The organism is Pseudomonas sp. NyZ201 (assembly GCF_049860765.1).
Taxonomy (GTDB): Bacteria; Pseudomonadota; Gammaproteobacteria; order Pseudomonadales; family Pseudomonadaceae; genus Aquipseudomonas; species Aquipseudomonas bharatica.
Genome location: NZ_CP187557.1, coordinates 6,084,713 through 6,106,442 on the forward strand (window position 1 = coordinate 6,084,713; position 21,730 = coordinate 6,106,442).

Annotated in this window: 21 protein-coding genes; 2 read left to right on the forward strand and 19 right to left on the reverse strand. The window is 64.0% G+C overall.

Annotated elements, in window-relative coordinates; genetic code table 11:
- Positions 1 to 162: 162 nt before the first annotated feature.
- The 12 genes from ACPFMA_RS27380 to dibA form a co-directional block, all read right to left on the reverse strand.
- Entirely contained in the window at positions 163 to 1,104 is a 942-nt protein-coding gene (locus ACPFMA_RS27380) for a sigma 54-interacting transcriptional regulator (protein WP_420059532.1), read from the reverse strand.
- A gap of 68 nt (positions 1,105 to 1,172) precedes the next feature.
- Positions 1,173 to 1,754, reverse strand: a complete 582-nt coding sequence (locus ACPFMA_RS27385; RefSeq protein ID WP_420059529.1) for an alpha/beta hydrolase — start codon at positions 1,752 to 1,754, stop codon at positions 1,173 to 1,175.
- Between the two features lie 135 nt (positions 1,755 to 1,889).
- The gene (locus ACPFMA_RS27390) at positions 1,890 to 2,192 is read right to left on the reverse strand and encodes a DUF3077 domain-containing protein (RefSeq protein ID WP_425929351.1); all 303 of its coding nucleotides are present in this window, start codon (positions 2,190 to 2,192) and stop codon (positions 1,890 to 1,892) included.
- 835 nt (positions 2,193 to 3,027) lie between these two features.
- Positions 3,028 to 3,429, reverse strand: coding sequence for an ExbD/TolR family protein (locus tag ACPFMA_RS27395; protein ID WP_009041659.1), 402 nt, complete (start codon positions 3,427 to 3,429; stop codon positions 3,028 to 3,030).
- Between the two features lies 1 nt (position 3,430).
- Positions 3,431 to 4,153: a MotA/TolQ/ExbB proton channel family protein gene (locus tag ACPFMA_RS27400; RefSeq protein WP_009402778.1), complete on the reverse strand. Its 723-nt coding sequence runs from the start codon at positions 4,151 to 4,153 to the stop codon at positions 3,431 to 3,433.
- Between the two features lie 33 nt (positions 4,154 to 4,186).
- Positions 4,187 to 4,999 (reverse strand): energy transducer TonB, encoded by an 813-nt coding sequence (locus ACPFMA_RS27405; protein ID WP_420059524.1) that lies wholly within the window; start codon positions 4,997 to 4,999, stop codon positions 4,187 to 4,189.
- A gap of 447 nt (positions 5,000 to 5,446) precedes the next feature.
- Positions 5,447 to 6,436, reverse strand: coding sequence for a sulfate/molybdate ABC transporter ATP-binding protein (locus ACPFMA_RS27410; protein WP_279900675.1), 990 nt, complete (start codon positions 6,434 to 6,436; stop codon positions 5,447 to 5,449).
- Between the two features lie 3 nt (positions 6,437 to 6,439).
- Positions 6,440 to 7,312, reverse strand: a complete 873-nt coding sequence (cysW, locus tag ACPFMA_RS27415; protein ID WP_009402772.1) for a sulfate ABC transporter permease subunit CysW — start codon at positions 7,310 to 7,312, stop codon at positions 6,440 to 6,442.
- Between the two features lie 13 nt (positions 7,313 to 7,325).
- A complete protein-coding gene (cysT, locus tag ACPFMA_RS27420) occupies positions 7,326 to 8,144 on the reverse strand; it encodes a sulfate ABC transporter permease subunit CysT (protein ID WP_009402770.1) in 819 nt (272 codons plus the stop codon).
- 143 nt (positions 8,145 to 8,287) lie between these two features.
- Complete coding sequence (locus tag ACPFMA_RS27425; protein WP_064303151.1) at positions 8,288 to 9,295, reverse strand: sulfate ABC transporter substrate-binding protein; 1,008 nt, start codon at positions 9,293 to 9,295, stop codon at positions 8,288 to 8,290.
- A gap of 54 nt (positions 9,296 to 9,349) precedes the next feature.
- Complete coding sequence (gene oscA / locus ACPFMA_RS27430; RefSeq protein WP_009400195.1) at positions 9,350 to 9,532, reverse strand: sulfur starvation response protein OscA; 183 nt, start codon at positions 9,530 to 9,532, stop codon at positions 9,350 to 9,352.
- Positions 9,533 to 9,766: 234 nt separating this feature from the next.
- Entirely contained in the window at positions 9,767 to 11,659 is a 1,893-nt protein-coding gene (dibA, locus tag ACPFMA_RS27435; RefSeq protein ID WP_064303159.1) for a phosphodiesterase DibA, read from the reverse strand.
- A 149-nt stretch (positions 11,660 to 11,808) separates the two neighbouring features.
- Between dibA and desA the strand changes: the two genes are divergently transcribed.
- Positions 11,809 to 12,993: a delta-9 fatty acid desaturase DesA gene (desA, locus tag ACPFMA_RS27440; RefSeq protein ID WP_064303150.1), complete on the forward strand. Its 1,185-nt coding sequence runs from the start codon at positions 11,809 to 11,811 to the stop codon at positions 12,991 to 12,993.
- Positions 12,994 to 13,134: 141 nt separating this feature from the next.
- Complete coding sequence (locus ACPFMA_RS27445) at positions 13,135 to 14,112, forward strand: GGDEF domain-containing protein (protein WP_009400186.1); 978 nt, start codon at positions 13,135 to 13,137, stop codon at positions 14,110 to 14,112.
- Between the two features lie 123 nt (positions 14,113 to 14,235).
- On the opposite strand, the gene ACPFMA_RS27450 is transcribed toward ACPFMA_RS27445, so the two are convergent.
- From ACPFMA_RS27450 to ACPFMA_RS27480, 7 genes are all read right to left on the reverse strand, one after another.
- Positions 14,236 to 15,444 (reverse strand): response regulator, encoded by a 1,209-nt coding sequence (locus tag ACPFMA_RS27450; protein ID WP_064303149.1) that lies wholly within the window; start codon positions 15,442 to 15,444, stop codon positions 14,236 to 14,238.
- 142 nt (positions 15,445 to 15,586) lie between these two features.
- Positions 15,587 to 16,864 carry a 4-aminobutyrate--2-oxoglutarate transaminase gene (gene gabT, locus ACPFMA_RS27455; RefSeq protein ID WP_420059032.1) on the reverse strand — a complete coding sequence of 426 codons (1,278 nt, stop codon included), beginning with the start codon at positions 16,862 to 16,864 and terminating at the stop codon, positions 15,587 to 15,589.
- 177 nt (positions 16,865 to 17,041) lie between these two features.
- Positions 17,042 to 18,484 (reverse strand): NADP-dependent succinate-semialdehyde dehydrogenase, encoded by a 1,443-nt coding sequence (gabD, locus tag ACPFMA_RS27460; protein ID WP_009400182.1) that lies wholly within the window; start codon positions 18,482 to 18,484, stop codon positions 17,042 to 17,044.
- Positions 18,485 to 18,838: 354 nt separating this feature from the next.
- Positions 18,839 to 19,114: a DUF971 domain-containing protein gene (locus ACPFMA_RS27465; protein ID WP_064303148.1), complete on the reverse strand. Its 276-nt coding sequence runs from the start codon at positions 19,112 to 19,114 to the stop codon at positions 18,839 to 18,841.
- Positions 19,114 to 20,079 (reverse strand): HEAT repeat domain-containing protein, encoded by a 966-nt coding sequence (locus ACPFMA_RS27470; RefSeq protein ID WP_425929361.1) that lies wholly within the window; start codon positions 20,077 to 20,079, stop codon positions 19,114 to 19,116. Before ACPFMA_RS27470 ends, ACPFMA_RS27465 begins: the two co-directional genes overlap by 1 nt.
- A complete protein-coding gene (locus ACPFMA_RS27475) occupies positions 20,076 to 20,933 on the reverse strand; it encodes an ABC transporter ATP-binding protein (RefSeq protein WP_420059034.1) in 858 nt (285 codons plus the stop codon). Before ACPFMA_RS27475 ends, ACPFMA_RS27470 begins: the two co-directional genes overlap by 4 nt.
- A complete protein-coding gene (locus tag ACPFMA_RS27480) occupies positions 20,933 to 21,715 on the reverse strand; it encodes an ABC transporter permease (RefSeq protein ID WP_064303146.1) in 783 nt (260 codons plus the stop codon). The genes ACPFMA_RS27475 and ACPFMA_RS27480 overlap by 1 nt, the downstream gene beginning before the upstream one ends.
- Between the last annotated feature and the right edge of the window lie 15 nt (positions 21,716 to 21,730).

The window sequence follows — 21,730 nt, forward strand, 5'->3', positions numbered from 1 at the left end:
CAGTCCTTATTGGTATTGCGCGCCTCGTGGGCGACGATCAGTGTTGGTTGGCCGGGCCCGTGTTGCCCGGCGTGAGGCGGACAATACCGAGATTTTTTATTCCAGAACAATATCTTTTGCTTAGCTGCTTATACCTTTTTGCAATGCGCAGCTTGCAACGCTCTAGCTTGCGACTTGCGCGAGACGCAACAGGGTCTGTTCCAACAGTTTGCGTAGCGCCTGCCGTTCCTGTTCGTCCGCCAGTTCGGCAAGACGGTCCAGGCGCTGGGCCAGGGCGTGAAGGGGGGTCGGCAGGTTCAGATGTTCCGGCAGGATCTCGTCACCGCTGCCCTGGAGCAGGGCGAAGTGGATAACGTTCTCGAGCTCCCGGGTATTGCCCGGCCAGTCGTGCAGCTCCAGCACGCGCTGGGCTTCCTCGCTGAGCAACGGCACCGGGCGGTTGAGTTTGGGGCTGTAGATGCCAACGAAGTATTCGGCCAGCGGCAGGATATCGCCGACCCGTTCGCGCAGGGCCGGCAGCTCCAGCCGGCCCTCATGAAGGTAATCGTAGAGCCGCGGATGGAAATGCCCGGCCGCGACCGCCTCGGCCAGGTCGATGCTGGAGGCGGCGACCAGGCGCACATCCACCGGATGCGGTTGCTGCGCACCGACGCGGTAGACCTCGTGGTTTTCCAGGGCCGCCAGCAGCTTGACCTGGATCGGCAGCGGCAGGTCGGCGATTTCATCGAGGTACAGGGTGCCGCCATTGGCCGAGCCGAACCAGCCGGCGCGACTGCTGGCGCTGCCGCTGTGGGCGCCGGCGGCGTAGCCGAAGAGTTCGGCGTCGGCGTAGGTCGGGCTGATCGCCCCGCAGTTGACCGAGACGAACAGGCCGCCGCGATCGCTGGCGCGGTGGATCTGCCGCGCCAGCAGCTCCTTGCCGGTACCGCTCTCGCCACGGATCAGCACGGGCAAGGCCAGCGGCGCGAGGATTTCCAGTTCTTCGCGCAGCCGGCGCGAGCGCGGATCGACGAACACCAATGCCTTGGCGCGGATGCTCAGCGGGCTCTTGTCGAGTTCGGGGAAGGTCAGCAGCGGTTGGCCGAAGGTGTCTTCGAGTTTCATGGCAAAGCTCCCGCCCGGGCTCCTGGCCCGGGCGTTGATAAAAGGCAGTAAGGAAAGCGGTACGTGAATCAGGCGCGGCGCAGGGCGCCCTGTTCCATTCGGTTCTGCAGGCGGTACAGGTAAGCGAAGCCCTGCTCCCAGCGGTTATGGCCAGACTTCACGTTGATATGCCCGGCGCCACCGAGCACCCCGGCTTCGGCGCCCCAGGCGCGGGCCAGTTGCATGGCACGCGGCGCGCTCACGGCCGGGTCGTTGTCGGACGTCACTACCTGGCTTGGGAACGGCAACTGGGCCATGGGAATCGGCGCGAAATTGCGCAGCGCGGGCGAGCAGGCTGGCCGCTCCACATCGGCCGGGGCCACCAGCAGCGCCCCGCGCACCCGCCGGCGCAATGCCGGGGTGGCCTGGGCGGCCCAGTGGGCGACGGTGATGCAGCCCAGGCTATGGGCGATCAGGATCACCGGCGACTCATCGGCGGCAATCGCCTCTTCCAGCGCCGCAACCCAATCCCCGCGCTTGGGCGTCACCCAATCGGCCTGCTCGACACGGGCGCTATTGGGCAGCGTGTTGTGCCAATGGCTTTGCCAGTGCTCGTCTGGCGAACCCTGCCAGCCCGGCACAATCAGGTAACGGATCGACTCGTTGCGCATGGGGAATTGCCTCCTGCTGCGGTTTGCGTGCATGACGGCAAGTATTGGTGCTGGGGTTATATTCGTAAAGGAATAAGAAGCTATTTATTAATAACCAAAACTCAATAGGGACCGCTACGCGGTCCCGTTCCGATTTCAGCGCCCGGTTTGTTGCCAGCTAGCGGTTTCATGGCCTTCGAGGAGCGCGTCGACCAGGCCCTTCGCGGCTTCCACGGCGTGCATGGTCAGCCAGGGGAAGGCGCTGGTATTGGCTTCCGGGGCCAGGGAATGCTGGGCGGATTCATAGGCGCAGCGCAGGAACATCGAGGCGTGGACCAGGGCGCTGTGCGGGTCGATGCCGGCGTTCACCGAGAACAGTGGGGCGTGGGTGGAGGCGCAGTCGCCGAAGGAGCGGGTGCAGGTTGGGGACAGGGGTGGGTCGGGGACGAGTTTTTTCATTGCAGTAACTCCATTGCGGTTTATGGGGCTGCACCTCGCCGTTTCCACACGAAGGGGTGGCAGCTGTACGCGGGGTGGAAAACCGAGCGAATGGAGAAACCCGGCAGGCCAAAGGCCTCCCGCGCACAGCCGCCATAAAAGCGGTCTCACATTCGCAACGCTTAGGTTTCCACGCCTAAATCACCAATTGCTCGGCGACCGCAGAAGACTAGAAGGAGTGGTTTCCATGGGCAAGGAAGACAGGACCGACAGACTTCGTAGGTTACGTCCTAGGATTCCCATCTTCCATAAACTTTATGTTTGCAGGTGTCTGGAACGCGGTCTCTGTGGGAGCTGGCTTGCCAGCGATGGCGTCAGACCAGACACCATCAGTGGCCCTGCTGGCCTCATCGCTGGCAGCTCCCACAGGGGTCCGTGTCGGCTTCAAGGAAGGTGGCGGTTGCATGCAGAGTGGAAACCGGACAAAGAGGCATACAGCGGCCATGAGGACGGGAACGTTATCCCTGGCAATCGCCGCAGGTGGGCGGCTTTGTGTTTGTAAATCTAAGTCTGGCCCCCCCCTGTAGGAGCTGGCCTGAGATGGACCGCATAGCGGTCCCCAAACCTGCCGCGCCGAGCATCTGGATGAATGGGGTCAGGCAGGCGCTGTGAGTCTGACATGTCACTTGGCTGAGGTTCGTGCCAGATGGTTTTGGGACCGCTGTGCGGTCCTTCGCAGGCAAGCCAGCTCCTACCTCGAGCACGTAATGCCGATAGAACCCGCCTGAAACAAGAACAAAAAAAGACCAGCCCCTGCCACAGGACTGGTCTCAAGTTTGCCTGAGTTGCGTGTTGCTCAGCGGGCGGTGATCACCGAGAGCTTGGTAATCCCCGCGCGTTCGATCGAGGCCATGGCACGCGCCACTTCCCCGTAGTTCACTCCATCGTCCGCCTGCAGTTGCACCCGTACCTCGGGGTCCTTGGCTTTCGCCGCCTGCAGGTTGGTTTCCAGCAAGTCCGGCTGGATTTCATCCTTGTTGATGAACAGCTTCCCTGCCCCGTCGATGCTGACCACCAACGGATCCTTTTGCTCCACCGGGGCCACGGCCTCGGTCTTGGGTAGGTTGATCGGGATGGCGTTGGTCAGCAGCGGCGCGGTGACGATGAACACCACCAGCAGCACCAGCATCACATCCACCAGCGGCGTTACGTTGATCTCGCTGAGAACCTCGTCGCTGTCCTGGGTCGAGAAGGCCATGTCACACCGCCTCTTTCACAGGCTGGCCCGCGGCGTTACCGGCCTTGAGCAGCGTAGGGTGGGCAATGACGCGGAAGGCACTCTTCTGCGCGAGGCTGTAGAAGTCGTGGGCGAAGTCGTCGAGGTCGGCCGCGGTCAGTTTCAGGCGGCGCAGGAAGTAGTTGTAAACCAGTACCGCAGGAACCGCGACGGCAATACCCACGCCGGTGGCGACCAGCGCCGCACCGATAGGGCCGGCCACGGTTTCCAGGCTCGCCGAGCCTGCCGCGCTGATGCCCTTGAGCGCTTCCATGATGCCCCAGACCGTACCGAACAGGCCGATGAAGGGCGAGGTGCTGCCGATACTGGCGACGACGGCGAGGCCGGTTTCCAGCGAGCGGCGCTCACGGACGATCTGCTGGCGCAGGGCGCGTTCGAGACGGTCCTGGTGATTGATCGAGTGGCTCAGGTCGGTGGCCTGGCCAGGCTCGCCAACGGCGATCGCGGCATAGCCGGCCTGGGCGACGCGGGCAGCGGAGCCTGGCTGGGTGTGGGCCAGGTCGGCCGCCGAGTCGAGACTGGAAGCGGCCCAGAATTGCTTGTGGAACCGCTTGTCCTGGTTCTTCAGGCGGACGAACTGCACGGTCTTTACCAGGGCCAGGCCCCAGGTGACCACGGAGAAGCCGACCAGCAGCCAGATCACCGCGCTTTCGATGGATTCAAGGGGGGAGGCCAATAAGCTCATGATGTGTTCTCTCTGTCGTTGCGCGAATTTGGGTTAGCGAATCTTGAAATCGATGGGCACGCTCACCCAGCCTTCCTGGGGTACATCGCCCTGCTTGGCCGGTACGAAACTCCAACGCTTCACCGCGGCCAGCGCGGCGTCATCGAGTTGCTGGCGACCACTGCTCTTCTGGATCTGGATCTCGCCGGGCTTGCCGGTGGCGAGCACCTTGACCCGCAACAGCACCGTGCCTTCCCAGCCGCGACGCTGGGCCAGCGACGGGTATTCCGGCGCCGGGTTCTTCAGGTACGCCGCGTTGGCCGAAGCCGGGGTCACCGGGGCGGGCGCTGGCGGAGCCGGCGGCGCGGGTGGGGCTGGCGTCGGCGGGGTCGGCGCTGGCGGCTGCTCCACCGGTTTCGGTGCGGGCTTGGGCGTCGGCTTCGGTACCGGCTTGGGTTTGGGCTTGGGCACCGGCTTGGGCGGTGGCGGCTTCACGGCCAGCTCGTCCTCGACCGGTGGCGGTGGTTCCACCACCGGCGGCGGCGGCTCGACCACCGGTGGTGGCGGCTCTACCACCGGCGGCGCCGGCTGGGAGAATTCGATGGTCATCGGTGGAATTTCCGGCGGCACTACCGGCAACACCGGCGTCGGCGCCTGGCTGACCCAGTACGCGGCAGCGCCATGCAGGACCAGGGCGAACACTCCCAGCAGGACTTTCTCGCGACGGTTCAGAGCACTGCGCGGCGTACGCTGCAAACGCTGTTGCCCAAGCGGCGAACGGTGCGGCCGGCCGAGGTCGACCAGTTCGCCCGGCGTCGGGCGCCACAGCACATCAGCGGCACTGGCGGCGGTCTGGACATTACCCATTGATCAACTCCTGGGGGTTCGGTGCATGCTTCGAAGGCGCTGTTGGATTTCGCCTTCGTTTGGCCGAATGATCCGCGCCAGACGCTTATCTCTGAAAGTAATCTTTAAAGTTATGGATAGAATTTTCAGATATATTAAATTTATCCACAGGCCTGAAAGCCTTGTAGATCAAGGGCTGCAGCGAAGCGGGCAAATCGCCATGCCTTTGCTGCATTGAAAATATTCCCCAAAGGCATGGGAAATCCGCATCAAAGCGCGGGCGCAGCGCGTCGATCGCCACGGGTGGGCGTGGTCAACGGGTGCAGGAGGGTATCGGGAGAGGGGATGGAGCTGGGCAGTTCGATGGATTTTGAGTGGGCTCAAGGGCCCTATCGCGGGTGAACCCGCTCCCACAAAGGCTCCGTAACCTGTGGGAGCGGGTTCACCCGCGATGAGGCCCTCAAGGCCTCAGATATTCTCGACCTTCTGCCAGACCTTCGGCTTGAAGAACAAGGTCTCGCCACGTGCCAGGCCGGCCAGGCTGTCGTGATCCTTGACCACCTCGGCCTCGATCAGCTCGCTTTGCCCTTCCACCTTCAGGGTCACCCGGGTGGTCGCGCCCAGCGGCCGGATATCCCGCACCTCGGCAACGTGATGGCCTTCCACTTCATGCCGCGACAGCGACACTTCATGCGGGCGGAACAGCACGTGCTGGTTCTCGCTCAGGTGCAGGCGGTTGGAATCGCCGAGGAAGTGGTAGACGAAATCACTCGAAGGATTTTCGTAGACGTCTCCCGGCGAGCCGATCTGCTCGATCACGCCTTTGTTCATCACCACGATGCGGTCGGCCACTTCCATGGCTTCCTCCTGGTCGTGGGTGACGAACACGGAGGTCAGGTTGATGTCTTCGTGCAACCGCGCCAGCCAGCGGCGCAGCTCCTTGCGAACCTTGGCATCCAGGGCGCCGAACGGCTCGTCCAGCAGCAGCACCTTGGGCTCCACCGCCAGGGCGCGGGCCAGGGCGATACGCTGGCGCTGGCCACCGGACAACTGCTCCGGATAACGATCCGACAGCCAGTCCAGTTGCACCATGTTCAGCAGCTCATGGACCTTCTCGGCGATCCTGCTTTCGCTCGGACGCTCGCCCTTGGGCTTCATGCGCAGGCCGAAGGCGACGTTGTCGAACACGCTCATATGGCGGAACAGCGCGTAGTGCTGGAACACGAATCCTACGTTGCGATCACGCACGTCGTGGCCGGACACGTCTTCGCCGTGGAACACGATGTTGCCGTTATCCGGGGTTTCCAGGCCGGCGATGATGCGCAGCAGGGTGGTCTTGCCGCAGCCGGACGGGCCCAGCAGGGCCACCAGCTCGCCGCTGTTGATATCCAGGTTGATGTTGTCCAGGGCCTGGAAGCTGTTGAAGCGCTTGCTGACGTTACGAACTTCGATCGACATGAATTATTCCTCCGCCGCACTTTGGCGCAGACGGTTAATGCGGTTCTCGCTCCACTGCTTGAGCAGCAGGATGAAGAGCGCCAGGATCAGCAGCAGGCTGGCTACGCTGAACGCCGCGACGTGGTTGTATTCGTTGTAGAGGATCTCGACATGCAGTGGCAGGGTGTTGGTCACGCCACGGATGTGGCCGGAGACCACCGACACCGCGCCGAACTCGCCCATCGCCCGCGCAGTACATAGCACCACGCCATAGATCAGGCCCCATTTGATGTTCGGCAGGGTCACGTGCCAGAACATCTGCCAGCCGTTGGCGCCGAGCAGGCGCGCGGCCTCCTCTTCCTGGGTGCCCTGCTCCTGCATCAGCGGGATCAGTTCACGGGCAACGAAGGGCACGGTGACGAAAATGGTCGCCAGCACGATGCCCGGCAGGGCGAAGACGATCTGGATATCGTGGTCCTGCAGCCAGGGGCCGAACAGGCCCTGGGCACCGAACATCAGCACGTAGACCAGGCCGGCGATCACCGGCGAGACCGAGAACGGCAGGTCGATCAGGGTGACCAGGATGCTCTTGCCACGGAAGTTGTACTTGCTCACGCACCAGGCCGCGCTGACACCGAACACCAGGTTCAGCGGCACCGAGACGGCCACGGCGATCAAGGTCAGCTTGAGGGCGGACAGGGCATCGGCTTCGAAGATGGCTTCGAAGAAGGTACCCACGCCCATCTTCAGGCCTTGGGACACCACGATCACCAGCGGCAGCAGCAGGAACAGGGCGAAGATCAGCCAGCCAAGGCCGATCAGGATGCGCCGGGCGGTAGCGCTGCCACGGCGGGCGGCGTTGGCCGAAGCGGCCGCGCCAATTGCGGATGCAGACATGCTCAGGCCTCCTTCAAGGGGTTTCGATACGCCGCTGCAGCAGGTTGATCAGCAGCAGCAGGATGAAGGAAACCACCAGCATCAGCACGCCGATGGAGGTCGCGCCGGTGTAGTCGTACTGGTCGAGCTTGACCATGATCAGCAGCGGCAGGATCTCGGTCTTCATCGGCATGTTGCCGGCGATGAAGATCACCGAACCGTACTCGCCGACACCACGGGCGAAGGCCAGGGCGAAGCCGGTGAGCCAGGCCGGCAGCAGCGCCGGAGCCAGCACATGGCGGAACACCTGCAGCGGCTTGGCACCCAGGCAGGCGGCGGCTTCCTCGACTTCACGGGGAATATCCGCCAGCACCGGCTGCACCGTGCGCACCACGAACGGCAGGGTGACGAAGGTCAGTGCCAGGGTGATGCCCAGCGGGGTGTAGGCGATCTTGAAGCCAAGGTCGGTGGCGAACTGCCCGACCCAGCCCGACGGGGCGTACAGGGCGGTCAGGGCGATACCGGCAACGGCGGTGGGCAGGGCGAACGGCAGGTCGATCATCGCCTCGATGATCTTGCGCCCCGGGAAGGTGTAGCGCACCAGTACCCAGGCCAGCAGGGTGCCGATCACGCCATTGATGATAGCGGCGAAAAGGGCGGTACCGAAACTCAGCTTCAGTGCAGCGAGGACTCGCGGCGCGCTGACGATGTTCCAGAACTGTTCCCAGGTGAGTTGGGAGGCGTGGACGAACATGGCCCCCAGCGGTATGAGCACAATCAGGCTGAGGTACACCAAGGTGTAGCCCAGCGTCAGCCCGAAGCCGGGTATGACGGGGGATATACGACGAGACATAAAGGTCCTTGGTCTAGCTGGTTTTCACACTGCGCATTCGGGGGCTGCCTTGCAGCCCATGCAGGAAAGCCAGCGCCTGCAGGGTCGTGGTGAACCCTGTAGGAGCTGGCTTGCCTGCGATGGACCGCGAAGCGGTCCCAGGGTCACTGTGCAGAATAGATCTGGTCGAACACGCCGCCATCGTTGAAGAACTTGGGTTGGGCAGTCTTCCAGCCACCGAAGTCTTTGTCGATAGTCACCAGGTCAAGTTTCGGGAACTGGTTGGCGTACTGCGCGGCCACTTTCTCGTCACGCGGACGGTAGAAGTTGTCGGCGGCGATCTTCTGGCCAACCGGGCTGTACAGGTACTTGAGGTACTCCTCGGCGATCTTCTCGTTGCCCTTCTTCTCGGCGTTCTTGTCGACCACGGCCACCGGTGGCTCGGCGAGGATCGACAGCGATGGCACGACGATTTCGAACTTGTCGCTGCCGCCGTCTTCCTTCAGCGCCAGGAAGGCTTCGTTTTCCCAGGCCAGCAGGACATCGCCCTGGCCGTTGTTGACGAAGGTGATGGTCGAGCCGCGGGCACCGGTGTCCAGGACCGGAACGTGCTTGAACAGCTCCTTCACGTATTCCTGGGCCTTGGCTTCGCTGCCGCCGGCCTTCAGGCCGTAGGCCCAGGCGGCGAGGAAGTTCCAGCGGGCGCCGCCGGAGGTTTTCGGGTTCGGGGTGATGACCGAGACGTCCTTCTTGATCAGGTCGCCCCAGTCCTTGATGCCTTTCGGGTTGCCCTTGCGCACCAGGAACACGATGGTCGAGGTGTACGGCGTGCTGGCATCCGGCAGGCGGGTCTGCCAGTTTTCAGGCAGGGTCTTGCCAAGCTTGGCCACTTCATCGATGTCGCCGGCCAGGGCCAGGGTCACCACGTCGGCGCGCAGGCCGTCGATCACCGCACGGGCCTGTTTGCCCGAGCCGCCGTGGGATTGCTGGATCTTCACCTTGTCGCCTGGGTTGGCCTGTTGCCAATGCTTGATGAACTCGGCGTTGTACTGCTGGTACAGCTCACGGGTCGGGTCGTAGGACACGTTCAGCAGTTCGTAGTCCTTGGCGATGGCGGAACCGGCAAAAACAGCACTGGCCAGCGCGGCCAGGGCATAACGGCGGATAGACATGGTGAAGCTCCCGATTGGCTTTTTTCTAATTAGGTAGACCAGGGCGCGCGAGCTTCAGCTCGGCTTGTTGCCCGAGTTTTGCAGGCGGAATTTTTCCTTGCGTTCGATCTGTACGACTTGCGCGTTGTGCACGGTGATCTCTACCGCGCCGAAACGCAGGTCGCGCAGGGCGCTCTGGATTTCTCGCAGGATGGTGGCTTCGTCCTGACCGTCAACGCTACGCAGAGATGCGCTCATGCTCGTGCTCCTGAAAATGAGGTGGCCCGGGAGCAGCATGTAGGAACGTGACTGCGCCTGGTGTGGGAGCAATCTTATGAGGCGCTGAATATTCTTAAAAATACTATTTAAGAATTTTTATATAACTGAATTATCTGGAGCTCTTTCGGGCCCCATCGCTGGCAAGCCAACTCCCACAGGGTCCGCGTCGCACAAGACTCTGTGGGAGCTGGCTTGCCACCGATAGGGCCCTGACTACCAGCGAAGATCCCGAGCCGGCACCGGTCGTCCATACCAGTATCCCTGCCCCATGTCGCACTGGTGCTCCAGCAGGAAACGCGCCTGTTCCGACTGTTCGATGCCCTCGGCATGGATCGCCATGCCCATGCTCCGGGCCAGGGCGATGATCACCCGGACGATCGCCACGTCATCGTCATCCCCGGGCAGCCCGGCGACGAAGCCCTGGTCGATCTTCAGTTTCTGCACCGGCAGGCGCTTGAGCCGCAACAGCGAGGAATAGCCGGTACCGAAGTCGTCGATGGCCAGGCGCAGGCCCAGGTCGCGCAGGCGATGGAGTTGCTCCAGCGCCACTTCGTGGTCATCCATCACCGCGCTTTCGGTCACTTCGATTTCCAGGCGCGCCGGTTCCAGGCCGGTGTCGTCCAGCACCTGGGCGACCTGCTGGTACATCTCGCGATGGGCGAACAAGCGGCTGGAGACATTGCAGGCGACGAAGTCGAGCACCCTGCCCTCGCCCAGCCAGCGCACCATCTGCTGGCAGGCCTGGCGCATGACCCACATGTCGATGTCGGCGATCAGCCCGGTGCGCTCGGCGATGGGAATGAACTCACCCGGCGAGACCATCCCGCGTTGCGGGTGCTGCCAGCGCACCAGAGCCTCCAGGCCGATCATCCTGCCGCTGAACAGGTCGTGCACCGGCTGGTAGTACACCTGCAACTCGCCCTGTTCCAGGGCCCGGCGCAGCTCGCTGGCGGTTTCCACCCGCTGCTGGGCGTGGGCGGTGAGCTCCTCGGTGTACAAGGCATAACCGGAACGGCCATTGCTCTTGGCCTTGAACAGCGCCGCATCGGCGTTGCGCAGCAGTTGCTCGGCACTCTGAGCGTCGCCGGGAAACAGGCTGATGCCAATGCTGACGGTGCTGAACAGCCGATGGTTTTCCAGCTCGTAGGGTTCCTTCATCACGTTGACGATGAGTTGCGCAAGATCGGCCGCCTGCCCGACCTGCGCGCAGTTCTCGCTGAGGATGGCGAACTCGTCGCCGCCCAGGCGGGCCAGGGTCACGCCGGGGTCGATCACCAGCTTGAGACGGTCGGCCACGGCCTTGAGCAACTGGTCGCCGATGTTATGGCCCAGGCTATCGTTGATGTTCTGGAAATGATCGAGATCGAGCAGCAGCAAGGCGCAGCCGCGCTTGTTGGTTTGCGCCGCGGCCAGGGCCTGCTCGGCCCGGTCATTGAACAGCAGGCGGTTGGGCAGGTTGGTCAGCGGGTCGTGGTGGACCAGGTGGGCCAGCTCGCGCTCGGTGTGCTTGATCGCGCTGATATCGCTGAAAACTGCAACATAGTGTGTCAAACGGCCGCTATCGTCGCGAATTGCGCATATGGTTTGCCATTGCGGGTACACTTCGCCGCTCTTGCGCCGGTTCCAGACTTCGCCACTCCACTCGCCCTTGTCATGCAGGGCGCTGTACATGGCCTGGTAGAACGCCTGGTCGTGCCGTCCGGACTTGAACTTGTTGGGGCGCTGGCCGATGACTTCGTCACGGCTGTAGCCGGTGATGTTGATGAAGGCACGGTTGACGTGGACGATGATCCCGTCGCCATTGCTCACCAGCACGCCCTCCAGGGTGCTGTCGAACACTGCGGCGGCCATGCGCAGGCGCTCGCGGTCCTCGCGCCTGAGGCGCGCGCCGACACCGATGAAGTTGAGCAGGCGTACCCGGGAAACGAAGATGAGAAAGGCGCTGCAGCCCGCCCACACATAGGCATTGACCAGCTGCCAGGCGGCCTTTTCAGACGGATCATCGAAAACACTGCTTAATATTTGATCAGAAACAACCAGCCACAGTAGCGACAGCACCAGGTACAGCGCGGCCATGCGCAAGGCTTCTCGTGCGGAAACAGACATAGCGTCCCAGATGCCCACATCAAAAGATGGGGCATTATAGGGATAGTTTTCCCGGTTGACCTCCTATCTAAAAGGCCGACTGGTTTTATTTGACATGGTGGTAATAATGTCCATCGCTGTTCAACCGCTCTAAGAGGGCACTCCCACCTATGTGGTATTACGGTTTACTCGACCTGTCGGCCTGGCAACTGCTGGCGGTCACCCTGCTGATGACCCACGTGACCATCGTTGCGGTCACGATCTACCTGCACCGCTATTCGGCGCATCGCTCGCTGGAGCTGAACGCCGGGCTCAAGCACTTCTTCCGCTTCTGGCTGTGGCTGACCACGGCGCAGAACACCCGCGAGTGGACCGCCATCCACCGCAAGCACCACGCCAAATGCGAAACCGAGGACGATCCGCACAGCCCCGTGATCAAGGGCCTGTCCACCGTGCTGCGCAAGGGCGCCGAGCTGTACCGCGCCGAGGCGCAGAACCCGGACACCCTGCGTATCTATGGCAAGAACTGCCCCGAGGACTGGATCGAGCGCAATCTCTATTCGCGCTACAAGCTCGGCGGTATCGCCCTGATGGCAGTGATCGACCTGCTGCTGTTCGGCACCATCGGCATCACCATCTGGGCCGTGCAGATGATGTGGATTCCATTCTGGGCCGCCGGCGTGATCAACGGCCTGGGCCACGCGGTGGGCTATCGCAACTTCGAGTGCCGCGACGCCGCTACCAACCTGGTGCCCTGGGGCATCGTGATCGGCGGTGAGGAACTGCACAACAATCACCACACCTACCCCAACTCGGCGAAGCTGTCGGTGCGGCGCTGGGAGTTCGACATGGGCTGGGCCTGGATCAAGCTGTTCACCTGGCTGCGCCTGGCCAAGGTGCAGCGGGTCGCACCGATCGCCCACCGGGTCGAAGGCAAGGGCCATCTGGACATGGACACCGCCATGGCGATTCTCAACAACCGCTTCCAGATCATGGCCCAGTACCGCAAGCTGGTGATCGGCCCGCTGGTCAAGCAGGAGCTGGCCAGGGTGGACGACTCGGTGCGCCACCAGTTCCGCCGCGCCAAGCGCCTGCTGTCGCGGGAAACCAGCCTGCTGGAAGACCGCCATCACCAGCGCATCCAGACCCTGCTCGAACACAGCCATGCACTCAAGGTGATCTACGAGAAGCGCCTGGCCCTGCAGCAGATCTGGGCCCGCACCAGCGCCAACGGCCACGATATGCTCGCGGCGATGAAGGACTGGGTGCACGAGGCCGAAGCCAGCGGTATCCACTCGCTGCGCGAGTTCGCCGCGCAACTGAAAACCTACTCGCTGCGCCCTGCCCTGGCCTGACAGCCCCGTCCATCGCAGCGCCCCTATACGGGGTGCTGCGACCGGAACTTCCCTCCCGAATCAAGTTCTTACCAGATATGTCGCCCGCCTGGCGGGCCGGGCCGTGGCTGCCCCCAGCGCCTTACTAGAAGTACTGCGAACATGGTCGAGAACACCCCGCCGTTCAACCCGCCTCCCGAGGCTGCCCAGACATTGCTGGCCCTGATGCATGCACAAGGCGAGGTTGCCCGCCTGAGCGAGCGCGAGCAGCTGTTCAACTCGCTGCTGGACAGCGTCAACGCCGTGCTCTGGGCCTTCGATTGGGAAACCCGCCAGGTGCTGTATGTCAGCCCGGCCTACGAGCGTATCTTCGGACGTTCCGCCAGCCTGTTGCTGGCCGACTACAACCAATGGCGCGACGCGATCTACCCTGACGACCTCGACCATGCCGAGCGCACCCTGGCCGACGTGCTGGTCAAGGGCGCCGTGGAGGATCGCGAATACCGCATCATCGCCGCCGACGGCCAGGTGCGCTGGCTCAGCGACAAATGCTTCATCAACCAGCAAAGCGAAGGCCAACGGGTGATCGTGGTCGGCATGGCCGAGGACATCACCGAGAAGAAACAGCTCGAAGGCGAGCTGCAGCGCCTGGCGACCACCGACGTGCTGACCCAGAGCAGCAACCGCCGGCACTTCTTCGAATGCGCCGGGCAAGCCTTCGAGCGCGCACGGGTCGAAGGGACGCCGTTGTCCTTCCTGTTGCTGGATATCGATGACTTCAAGCAGGTCAACGACACCTACGGCCATCCGGAAGGTGACCAGGTATTGCAACGCATCGCCGACAGCGGCAAGGCCGCGCTCAGGCGCGGGGACCTGTTCGGACGCATCGGTGGCGAGGAGTTCGCAGCGGTGTTCCCGGGATGTCCGCCGGAAATGGCGATGCAGGTGGCCCAGCGCCTGCAGCGGGAGATCCAGCGCCTGAGCTTCAGCCATGAAGGGCAGACCTACGGGATCACGGTGAGCCAGGGGCTGACCGGGCTCAATGGCGAAGACAGCGACCTGGATGACCTGTTCGCCCGGGCGGACGCGGCGATGTACCAGGCGAAGCGACAGGGGAAGAACCAGATCGTCCTGGGCTGAAGCCGAGCTTGCCTGTCAGGGCCTCATCGCCGGCAACGCCGGCCCCTACAGGTATTGAGTCCACCACCACCTTGTGGGAGCCGGCGTTGCCGGCGATTGGCCCTCAAGGCTGGCACAAACCGTCTATTCCTTGCGCAACCGCGCCAGCTCCGCCCGTCCTACCTTGAGCAACCGCGCGGTCTTCCCGGCCGCCAGCTCCTCCAATCCGTCCTCCGTCGCCAGCCGCGCCATCTGCCCGGCCAGGTTCATTACCAGGTCCTCCCGGGAATACACCCCGCCGCCCAGTTGATAAACCGCCGCGATCAGCTCACGCAGCTCCAGCGGCAGGCGCCAGCGCGTGCGCAGGGCCGAGCCATAAGCAGCACCCGCCTGGTTCAGCGCCACCTCGACCTCGTTCTCGTCCAACTCGCCACCGGCCAGCCGCCATTCCTGAAGGCAGCGCAGCAGCGCCAGGTCACCCAGGCAATGCAGCAACCCAGCGCAATAGCAGCGCTCGTAATCCAGTTCGAGCATTTGCGCCAGCTTGCGCCCGTATTCCGCGGTGCGTAACGAAAGCTGCCAGTACTGCTCGGCGTAACGCCCCAGCAGCGGGTCGCTGAGCCTGGCACTGCGCTTGAGGGTCAGGCCGAGGATCAGGTTCATGCTTTGGGTGGTGCCGAGCTTGTTCAGCGCCTGCAGCAGCGTCTGCACCCCGCCTTCGCGATGCAAGGCTGCACTGTTGGCCGCGGCGATCAGCACGGCGGTGATCTGCGGGTCGCTGCGCACTTCCTCTTCCAGCAATCGCAGGTCCAGGCCCTGCGGATTCAACGCGCGCTTGATCGCCTGCTGCACATCGGCGAACAGCGGCCCGCCGTCGGCCACCGCGCGGTGCTCCTCGATGAAGCGCGACAGCGTCACCCCGGCGCGCAACGGCGGCACTTCGCAGGCAATCGGCCCGCTGCCCTTGAGCAGCTGTTCTTCAAGACGCTGGCGCAGCGCATCGAGGTTGAGCGGCTTGGTCAGGTAGGCGGTCGGCGCCAGCGGCAGTGCCTCGCGCACACTGGTCACGTCGCTGCGGCTGCTGATGATGATGAACGGCAACGCCGGCGTGCGCGGCCGCGAGCGCACCTTGCGCAGCAGTTCCAGGCCGTCCAGGCCGGGCAGTTCGCGGGCGGCGATAATCAGGTCGGGCTTGCCCGAGAGGCCTTCCAGCGCTTCGTTGCCATTGGCGCAGACCTTCACTTCGGCGTCACAGCGCACACTGAGCAGCATCTGGGTCAGCATGTCCCGCACCCATGGGTCTCCCTCGGCGATCATCACCTTGGGCGAGGTGGCGGGGTCTACAGCAGTCATTGGAATCTCCTTACGGCCATCACGCGTTCCAGCGTACCTTCCAGGACATCTCCTGTAATCCTTAGAAACCTTAGCGTTCAAAGTTCATCACGCAGGCGAAAAAAACCCGCCGAAGCGGGTTTTTTCTCTAGCGCATCACAAATCAGGCAAGTTCGGCGAAGCACTCTTCGATGATCGCCAGGCCTTTGTCCAGCAGCGCGTCTTCGGCGGTCAGCGGAACCAGGATCCGCAGGACGTTGCCGTAGGTGCCGCAGGACAGCAGGATCAGGCCCTTGTCACGCGCCTTGGCGACCACTGCGTTGACGGCAGCGGCGTTCGGGGTGTGGGTGCCTTTTTCGAAGACTTCGATGGCGATCATCGAGCCCAGGGCACGCACGTCACCGATGATCGGGTGCTTGGCCTGGATAGCCTTCAGGCCGGTAACCAGACGCTCGCCAACAGCCTGGCTGCGCTCCAGCAGTTTCTCTTCCTCGAACACTTCGATCACGGCCAGGGCCGCGGCGCAAGCGATCGGCGAACCGGCGTAGGTGCCACCCAGGCCGCCCGGGGCGATGGCATCCATGTACTCGGCCTTGCCGCACACACCAGCCAGCGGGAAGCCGCCAGCGATGGATTTGGCGAAGGTGGTCAGGTCAGGCGCGACGCCCATCTGTTCCATGGCGAAGAAGGTGCCGGTACGGCCAGCGCCGGTCTGCACTTCGTCGGCGATCAGAAGGATGCCGTGCTGGTCGCACAGGGCGCGCAGGCGCTTCATCAGCTCTTTCGGAGCAGGCAGGAAACCGCCTTCGCCCTGTACCGGCTCGATGATGATGGCAGCGATGTCACGCGGCTCGGCGTCGTTCTTGAAGATGCGCTCGATGGAGGCGATCGACTCGTCGACGCTCACACCGTGCAGCTCGTTCGGGAACAGCGCGCGGAAGATGCCGCCTGGCATCAGGCCCATGCCTGCGGAGTAAGGCACGACCTTGCCGGTCAGGCCCAGGGTCATCATGGTGCGGCCGTGGTAGCCGCCGGTGAAGGCGATCACGCCAGCGCGGCCGGTGGCGGCACGGGCGATCTTGACGGCGTTCTCGACGGCTTCGGAGCCGGTGGTGACCAGCAGGGTCTTCTTGGCGAAGTCGCCTGGCACGCGCGCGTTGATCTTCTCGCACAGCTCGACGTAAGGCTCGTAGGCCAGGACCTGGAAGCAGGTGTGGCTGACCTTGGTCAGTTGTTCCTGGACCGCTGCGACCACTTTCGGGTGCAGGTGGCCGGTGTTCAGTACTGCGATGCCGCCGGCGAAGTCGATCAGTTCGCGGCCTTCAACGTCGACCACGGTCGCGTTCTTCGCGGTATCGACGAAGATCGGGTGGATCTGGCCTACGCCACGTGGAACGGCGTTGACGCGACGCTGCATCAGGGATTCGTTGGTCTTGCTCATAGAGTCCTCAATTCGCCGATTGGGCGGCGAGTTCAAGAGGGTGGCCGGGAGTCATTGCAGGCAGCATGCGTTGATCGACTGCTGCAATGGCCCGGCCGCCGGGTGTTCCTGTGTAAAAAAGGCCAGCGAGACGTCGCTCTCGCGCCCCGCTGGCAGAGGTAAAGCCTTAACCGCGACTCAGATGCTGAGGCACAGGTATTTGATTTCCAGGTAGTCCTCGATGCCGTACTTGGAGCCTTCACGGCCCAGGCCCGACGCCTTGATACCACCGAACGGCGCGACCTCGTTGGAGATCAGGCCGGTGTTGATGCCGACCATGCCGTATTCCAGCGCTTCGGCGACACGGAACACGCGGCTCATGTCACGGGCGTAGAAGTACGATGCCAGGCCGAATTCGGTGTCGTTGGACATGGCGATGACTTCGGCCTCGTCCTTGAAACGGAACAGCGGCGCCAGCGGGCCGAAGGTTTCTTCCTTGGCGACGGCAGCGGTCTTCGGTACATCGACCAGGATGGTCGGCTCGAAGAAGTTGCCTTCGATCAGCTTGCCACCGGACAGCACCTTGGCGCCCTTGGAGACGGCGTCGTCGATGTGCTCCTGGACCTTGGCCACGGCCTTGCCGTCGATCAGCGGGCCGGTGGTGGTGCCTTCTTCCAGACCGTTGCCGATCTTCAGCTTGGCGACCGCGGCTTTCAGCTTCTCGGCGAAGGCGTCGTAGACACCGTCCTGCACGTAGATGCGGTTGGCGCAGACGCAGGTCTGGCCGTTGTTGCGGTACTTGGAGATGATCGCGCCTTCGACGGCCTTATCCAGGTCGGCGTCGTCGAACACGATGAACGGTGCGTTACCGCCCAGCTCCAGGGAAACCTTCTTGATGTCCTTGGCGCACTCTTCCATCAGCTGGCGGCCGATTTCGGTCGAACCGGTGAAGGACAGCTTGCGCACCAGCGGGTTGCCGGTCAGTTCCGAGCCGACTTCGCCGGCGCTGCCGGTGATCACGCTCAGCACGCCAGCCGGGATGCCGGCACGGGTAGCCAGCTCGACCAGGGCCAGGGCGGAGTAAGGGGTCTGCGAAGCGGGCTTGAGCACCATGGTGCAGCCAGCGGCCAAGGCCGGGCCGGCTTTACGGGTGATCATCGCCGCCGGGAAGTTCCACGGGGTGATGGCGGCGGTGACGCCGATCGGCTGCTTGATGACGATCAGGCGCTTGTCCGGCTGGTGGCCAGGAATGACGTCACCGTAGACGCGCTTGGCTTCTTCGGCGAACCACTCGATGAAAGAGGCCGCGTAGGCGATCTCGCCCTTGGCTTCGGCCAGCGGCTTGCCCTGCTCGGTGGTCATCAGGCGAGCCAGGTCGTCCTGGTTCTCGATCATCAGCTCGAACCAGCGGCGCAGCTTGCTGGCGCGCTCCTTGGCGGTCAGGGCACGCCAGGCCGGCAGCGCCTTGTCGGCGGCTTCGATGGCACGGCGGGTTTCGGCAGCGCCCATTTTCGGCACGGTACCGATGACTTCACCAGTGGCCGGGTTGGTCACCTTGATGGTCTGGCCGCTGTCCGCATCCAGCCACTCACCGTTGATGAAGGCTTGCTGACGGAACAACTGAGCGTCTTTGAGCTGCATGTCGACTTCCCTTGAACACCGTGCACGGACGGCGCGAATTATTGGTAGTTGAGTAAGCACCCTGCGGGGCGCTTGCCTGTAGGAATGAGGCACCGGATCCGGGCCAATGTTCCACTCGCAGGCGTCGAGCGTTTGAAATCTCGAACGAGATCCTAGGAGCAACCCGATAAAAGGACAAGAGGGCGTTCGAAAAAAAGAACGATTGACGGAATGGGTGGTAGGGGCAGGCGACCGGCGGTGGTGATTGAAGGAGCGACGCGGGCCTTGTGGGAGCGGGTTCACCCGCGATTGCGGTGGTGAATTCACTGACGTAATCGCGGGTGAACCCGCTCCCACAGGGTCCGCGTACGTTCGTCAGCCCAGCTCCTTCAGGTAGGCCCAGGGATAGATCCCCCGCTCATGCCCATCACTGAACACCAGCTGGACACCATAGCCCTGCCCTTCCACACGCTCCACCCGCACAGTGTCGCTGACCAGGTCGATCCGCCCGCCCAGCCGCCCTGCTCGACATTGCGAACAGGGGCATGCGCCCCGCAGCCGCGCATGGCTGATCACCTGCTCGCCATCGCGCCATTGCAGGACCAGTTCGCCTGCCTCGCGCCGGTTGCGCACCGCGCTCGGGGCGATCATCAGGCGGCGCCTTGCAACTGGACCAGGGCGATGCGCACCGCCTTGCGCACTTCCGGATCGCTGTCGGCCTCAGCCTCACGCAGGGCCGGCAAGGCCGCCGCATCGCCCAGTTCGCCAAGCGCCAGCGCCGCTTCCTTGCGCAGGTTGGCGATGGCATGCCCGAGCAATTCGGCCAGACCACCCAGCGCCGGACGATGACGCAAACGCCCCAGCGCACGCGCCGCGCGCAGGCGAACCTGCCAATAGCCGTCCTGCAAGGCGTCGATCAATGCCGCACCGGCCTCTGCCTGCCCTACCTTGCCCAGCGTGGTCGCCGCCTCTTCGCGCACTTGCCAGGCGTCGTCCTTCAAGGCGGCGGTAAGCGCTGCCAGCACCGCAGCATCGCGGCCAAGCCCGAGAGCACCGATGGCCGCACGCCGCACCTCGGTATCCGGCTCCTCGGCGGCCAATCGCGCCAGCGCCGGCAAGGCCGGCTGATGCTTGAGCCACCCCAGGATGCCCACCGCTTCGCGACGCACCGCCGCCTCCGGGTCCGCCAGCGCCAGCAAGGCCGGGCCGGCCGCCTCTTCAAGACGCAGTTCGCGCAAGGCGCGCAAGGCACTGGCCCGAACGAAGGCATCGGCATGCGTGGCCCAGGGCAGGATCAGTTGCCCTGCTTCCAGGCTTTTCAATTCGCTAAGGCTTTGTGCTGCCGCCAGGCGCACCGGCTCGGCAGTGTCTGCCAGCGCGGCGCAGAGCGCCTGCACCACTTCAGGTTCTTCCCACGCCTCCAGCAGCCGCGCGGCCTCGGCGCGCACCTCGGGCGCCGGGTCGACCAGCAGCGCATCGGTCAGCCAGGGCAGGCCGTCGGGTTCTTCCAGGTCCGCCAGATCGATCAGGGCGATGCGGCGCACGGCGGCGTCCGCGTCGTTGATTCGCGGCAGCAACTCGCGGATTTCGGGGTTGTCGCTGGTTCTTTCGCTCATAGGGCAATCCGTAACGGTGGGTGATCGCTGTCCGGCAGGCCCAGCGGGGTCAGGCGCGGCAACTCGCGGCCCTCCTCGTGGCGCAGCAGGGCCAGGCAGTGACGCTTGAGATGAGTGAATTCCGGGCTGGTCAGCAGGCTGGCGCGGCGCGGGCGGGAGAAGGTCAGGCGCAGGTCTTCGATAAAGCGCCCGGGGCGCGGGCTCATCACCAGGATGCGGTCGGCGAGGAACAGCGCCTCGTCGATGTCATGGGTGACAAAGACCACGGTGGTGCGGATGCGCGTCCAGATATCCAGCAGCAGTTCCTGCATGCGTGAACGGGTCTGGGCATCGAGGGCTCCGAAGGGCTCGTCCATCAACAACAAGCGGGGACGGTTGATCAGCACCCGGGCGATCTCGGCGCGCTGCTGCATGCCGCCCGACAATTGGCTCGGCCAGCGCTCGGCGAAATCGGCAAGGCCGACCAGTTGCAGCATCTCCAATGCTCGACGTTGCCGCTCGGCCTTGCCCTGGCCCTGCATCTTCAGGCCGAAGGCGACGTTGTCCAGCACACTGCGCCACGGCAGCAGGGTGTGGTGCTGGAAGACCATGCCACGTTGCGGCGAAGGCCCGTCCACAGCCAGGCCATCCACCTGAAGTTGCCCGCCGCTGGGCACCAGATGCCCGGCCAGGGCGCCGAGCAAGGTGGACTTGCCGCACCCCGATGGCCCGAGAATGCACACGAACTCTCCCGGCTCGATGGTGAAATCCAGCGCCTGTACCGCCTCGAAGGCCTGGTTGCCTTGCCCGAGGCGGATGGATACGCCGCGGGCATCGATCCGCCCCGGCTCCGGGGCTTGTTGATAACTGCTCATCACGAGGCCCTCCGCACGCGATACCAGGGCGTCGCCAACGCGCCGAGGCGCTTGACCAGGGCGCTGCTGCCCATGCCCAGCACACCGATCAGGAGCATGCCGACGATGATGTCCGGGTAGTTCTGCAAGGTGTAGGACTCCCAGGTGTAGTAACCGATGCCGAACTGCCCGGAGATCATCTCGGCGGTGACCAGGCAGAACCACGAGGTGCCCATGCCGATGGCAAGGCCGGTGAAGATGCTCGGCAGTGCGCCGGGCAGCACCACTTCCCGCAGGATGGCGAAGCGCCCGGCACCGAGGCTGCGGGCCGAGGCCAGCAGGCGCGGGTCCACCGCCTCGACGCCGTGCACGGTATTGAGCAGCACCGGGAACAGCGCGCCGGTGAAGGTGATGAACACCATGGACAGCTCGGACGACGGGAACATCAGGATCGCCAGCGGAATCCAGGCTACAGCCGGAATCGGGCGCAGCACTTCCAGGGGCGGCAGCAGGGTGTCCTCGGCCCATTTCGAGCGGCCGATCAGCAAACCGAGGCCGACACCCAGCACCGCCGCCAGCAGATAGCCGGCGAACACCCGCGACAGGCTGCTGACGAGGTGCGCGACCAGGGTGCTGGAGGTGAACAGTTGCCAGGCCGCATCGAGCACCGACCTGGGCGTGGGCACGTAGGTGAAAGTGAACAGGCCGAAATCCAGCTTGCTGCTCGCCGCGACATGCCAGAACAGCAGGCAGGCCAGCAGCGACAGCACGCGAACCGGCCAGCGCTTGAAGGTACTCGTCATGCGGGGTCTCCAAGG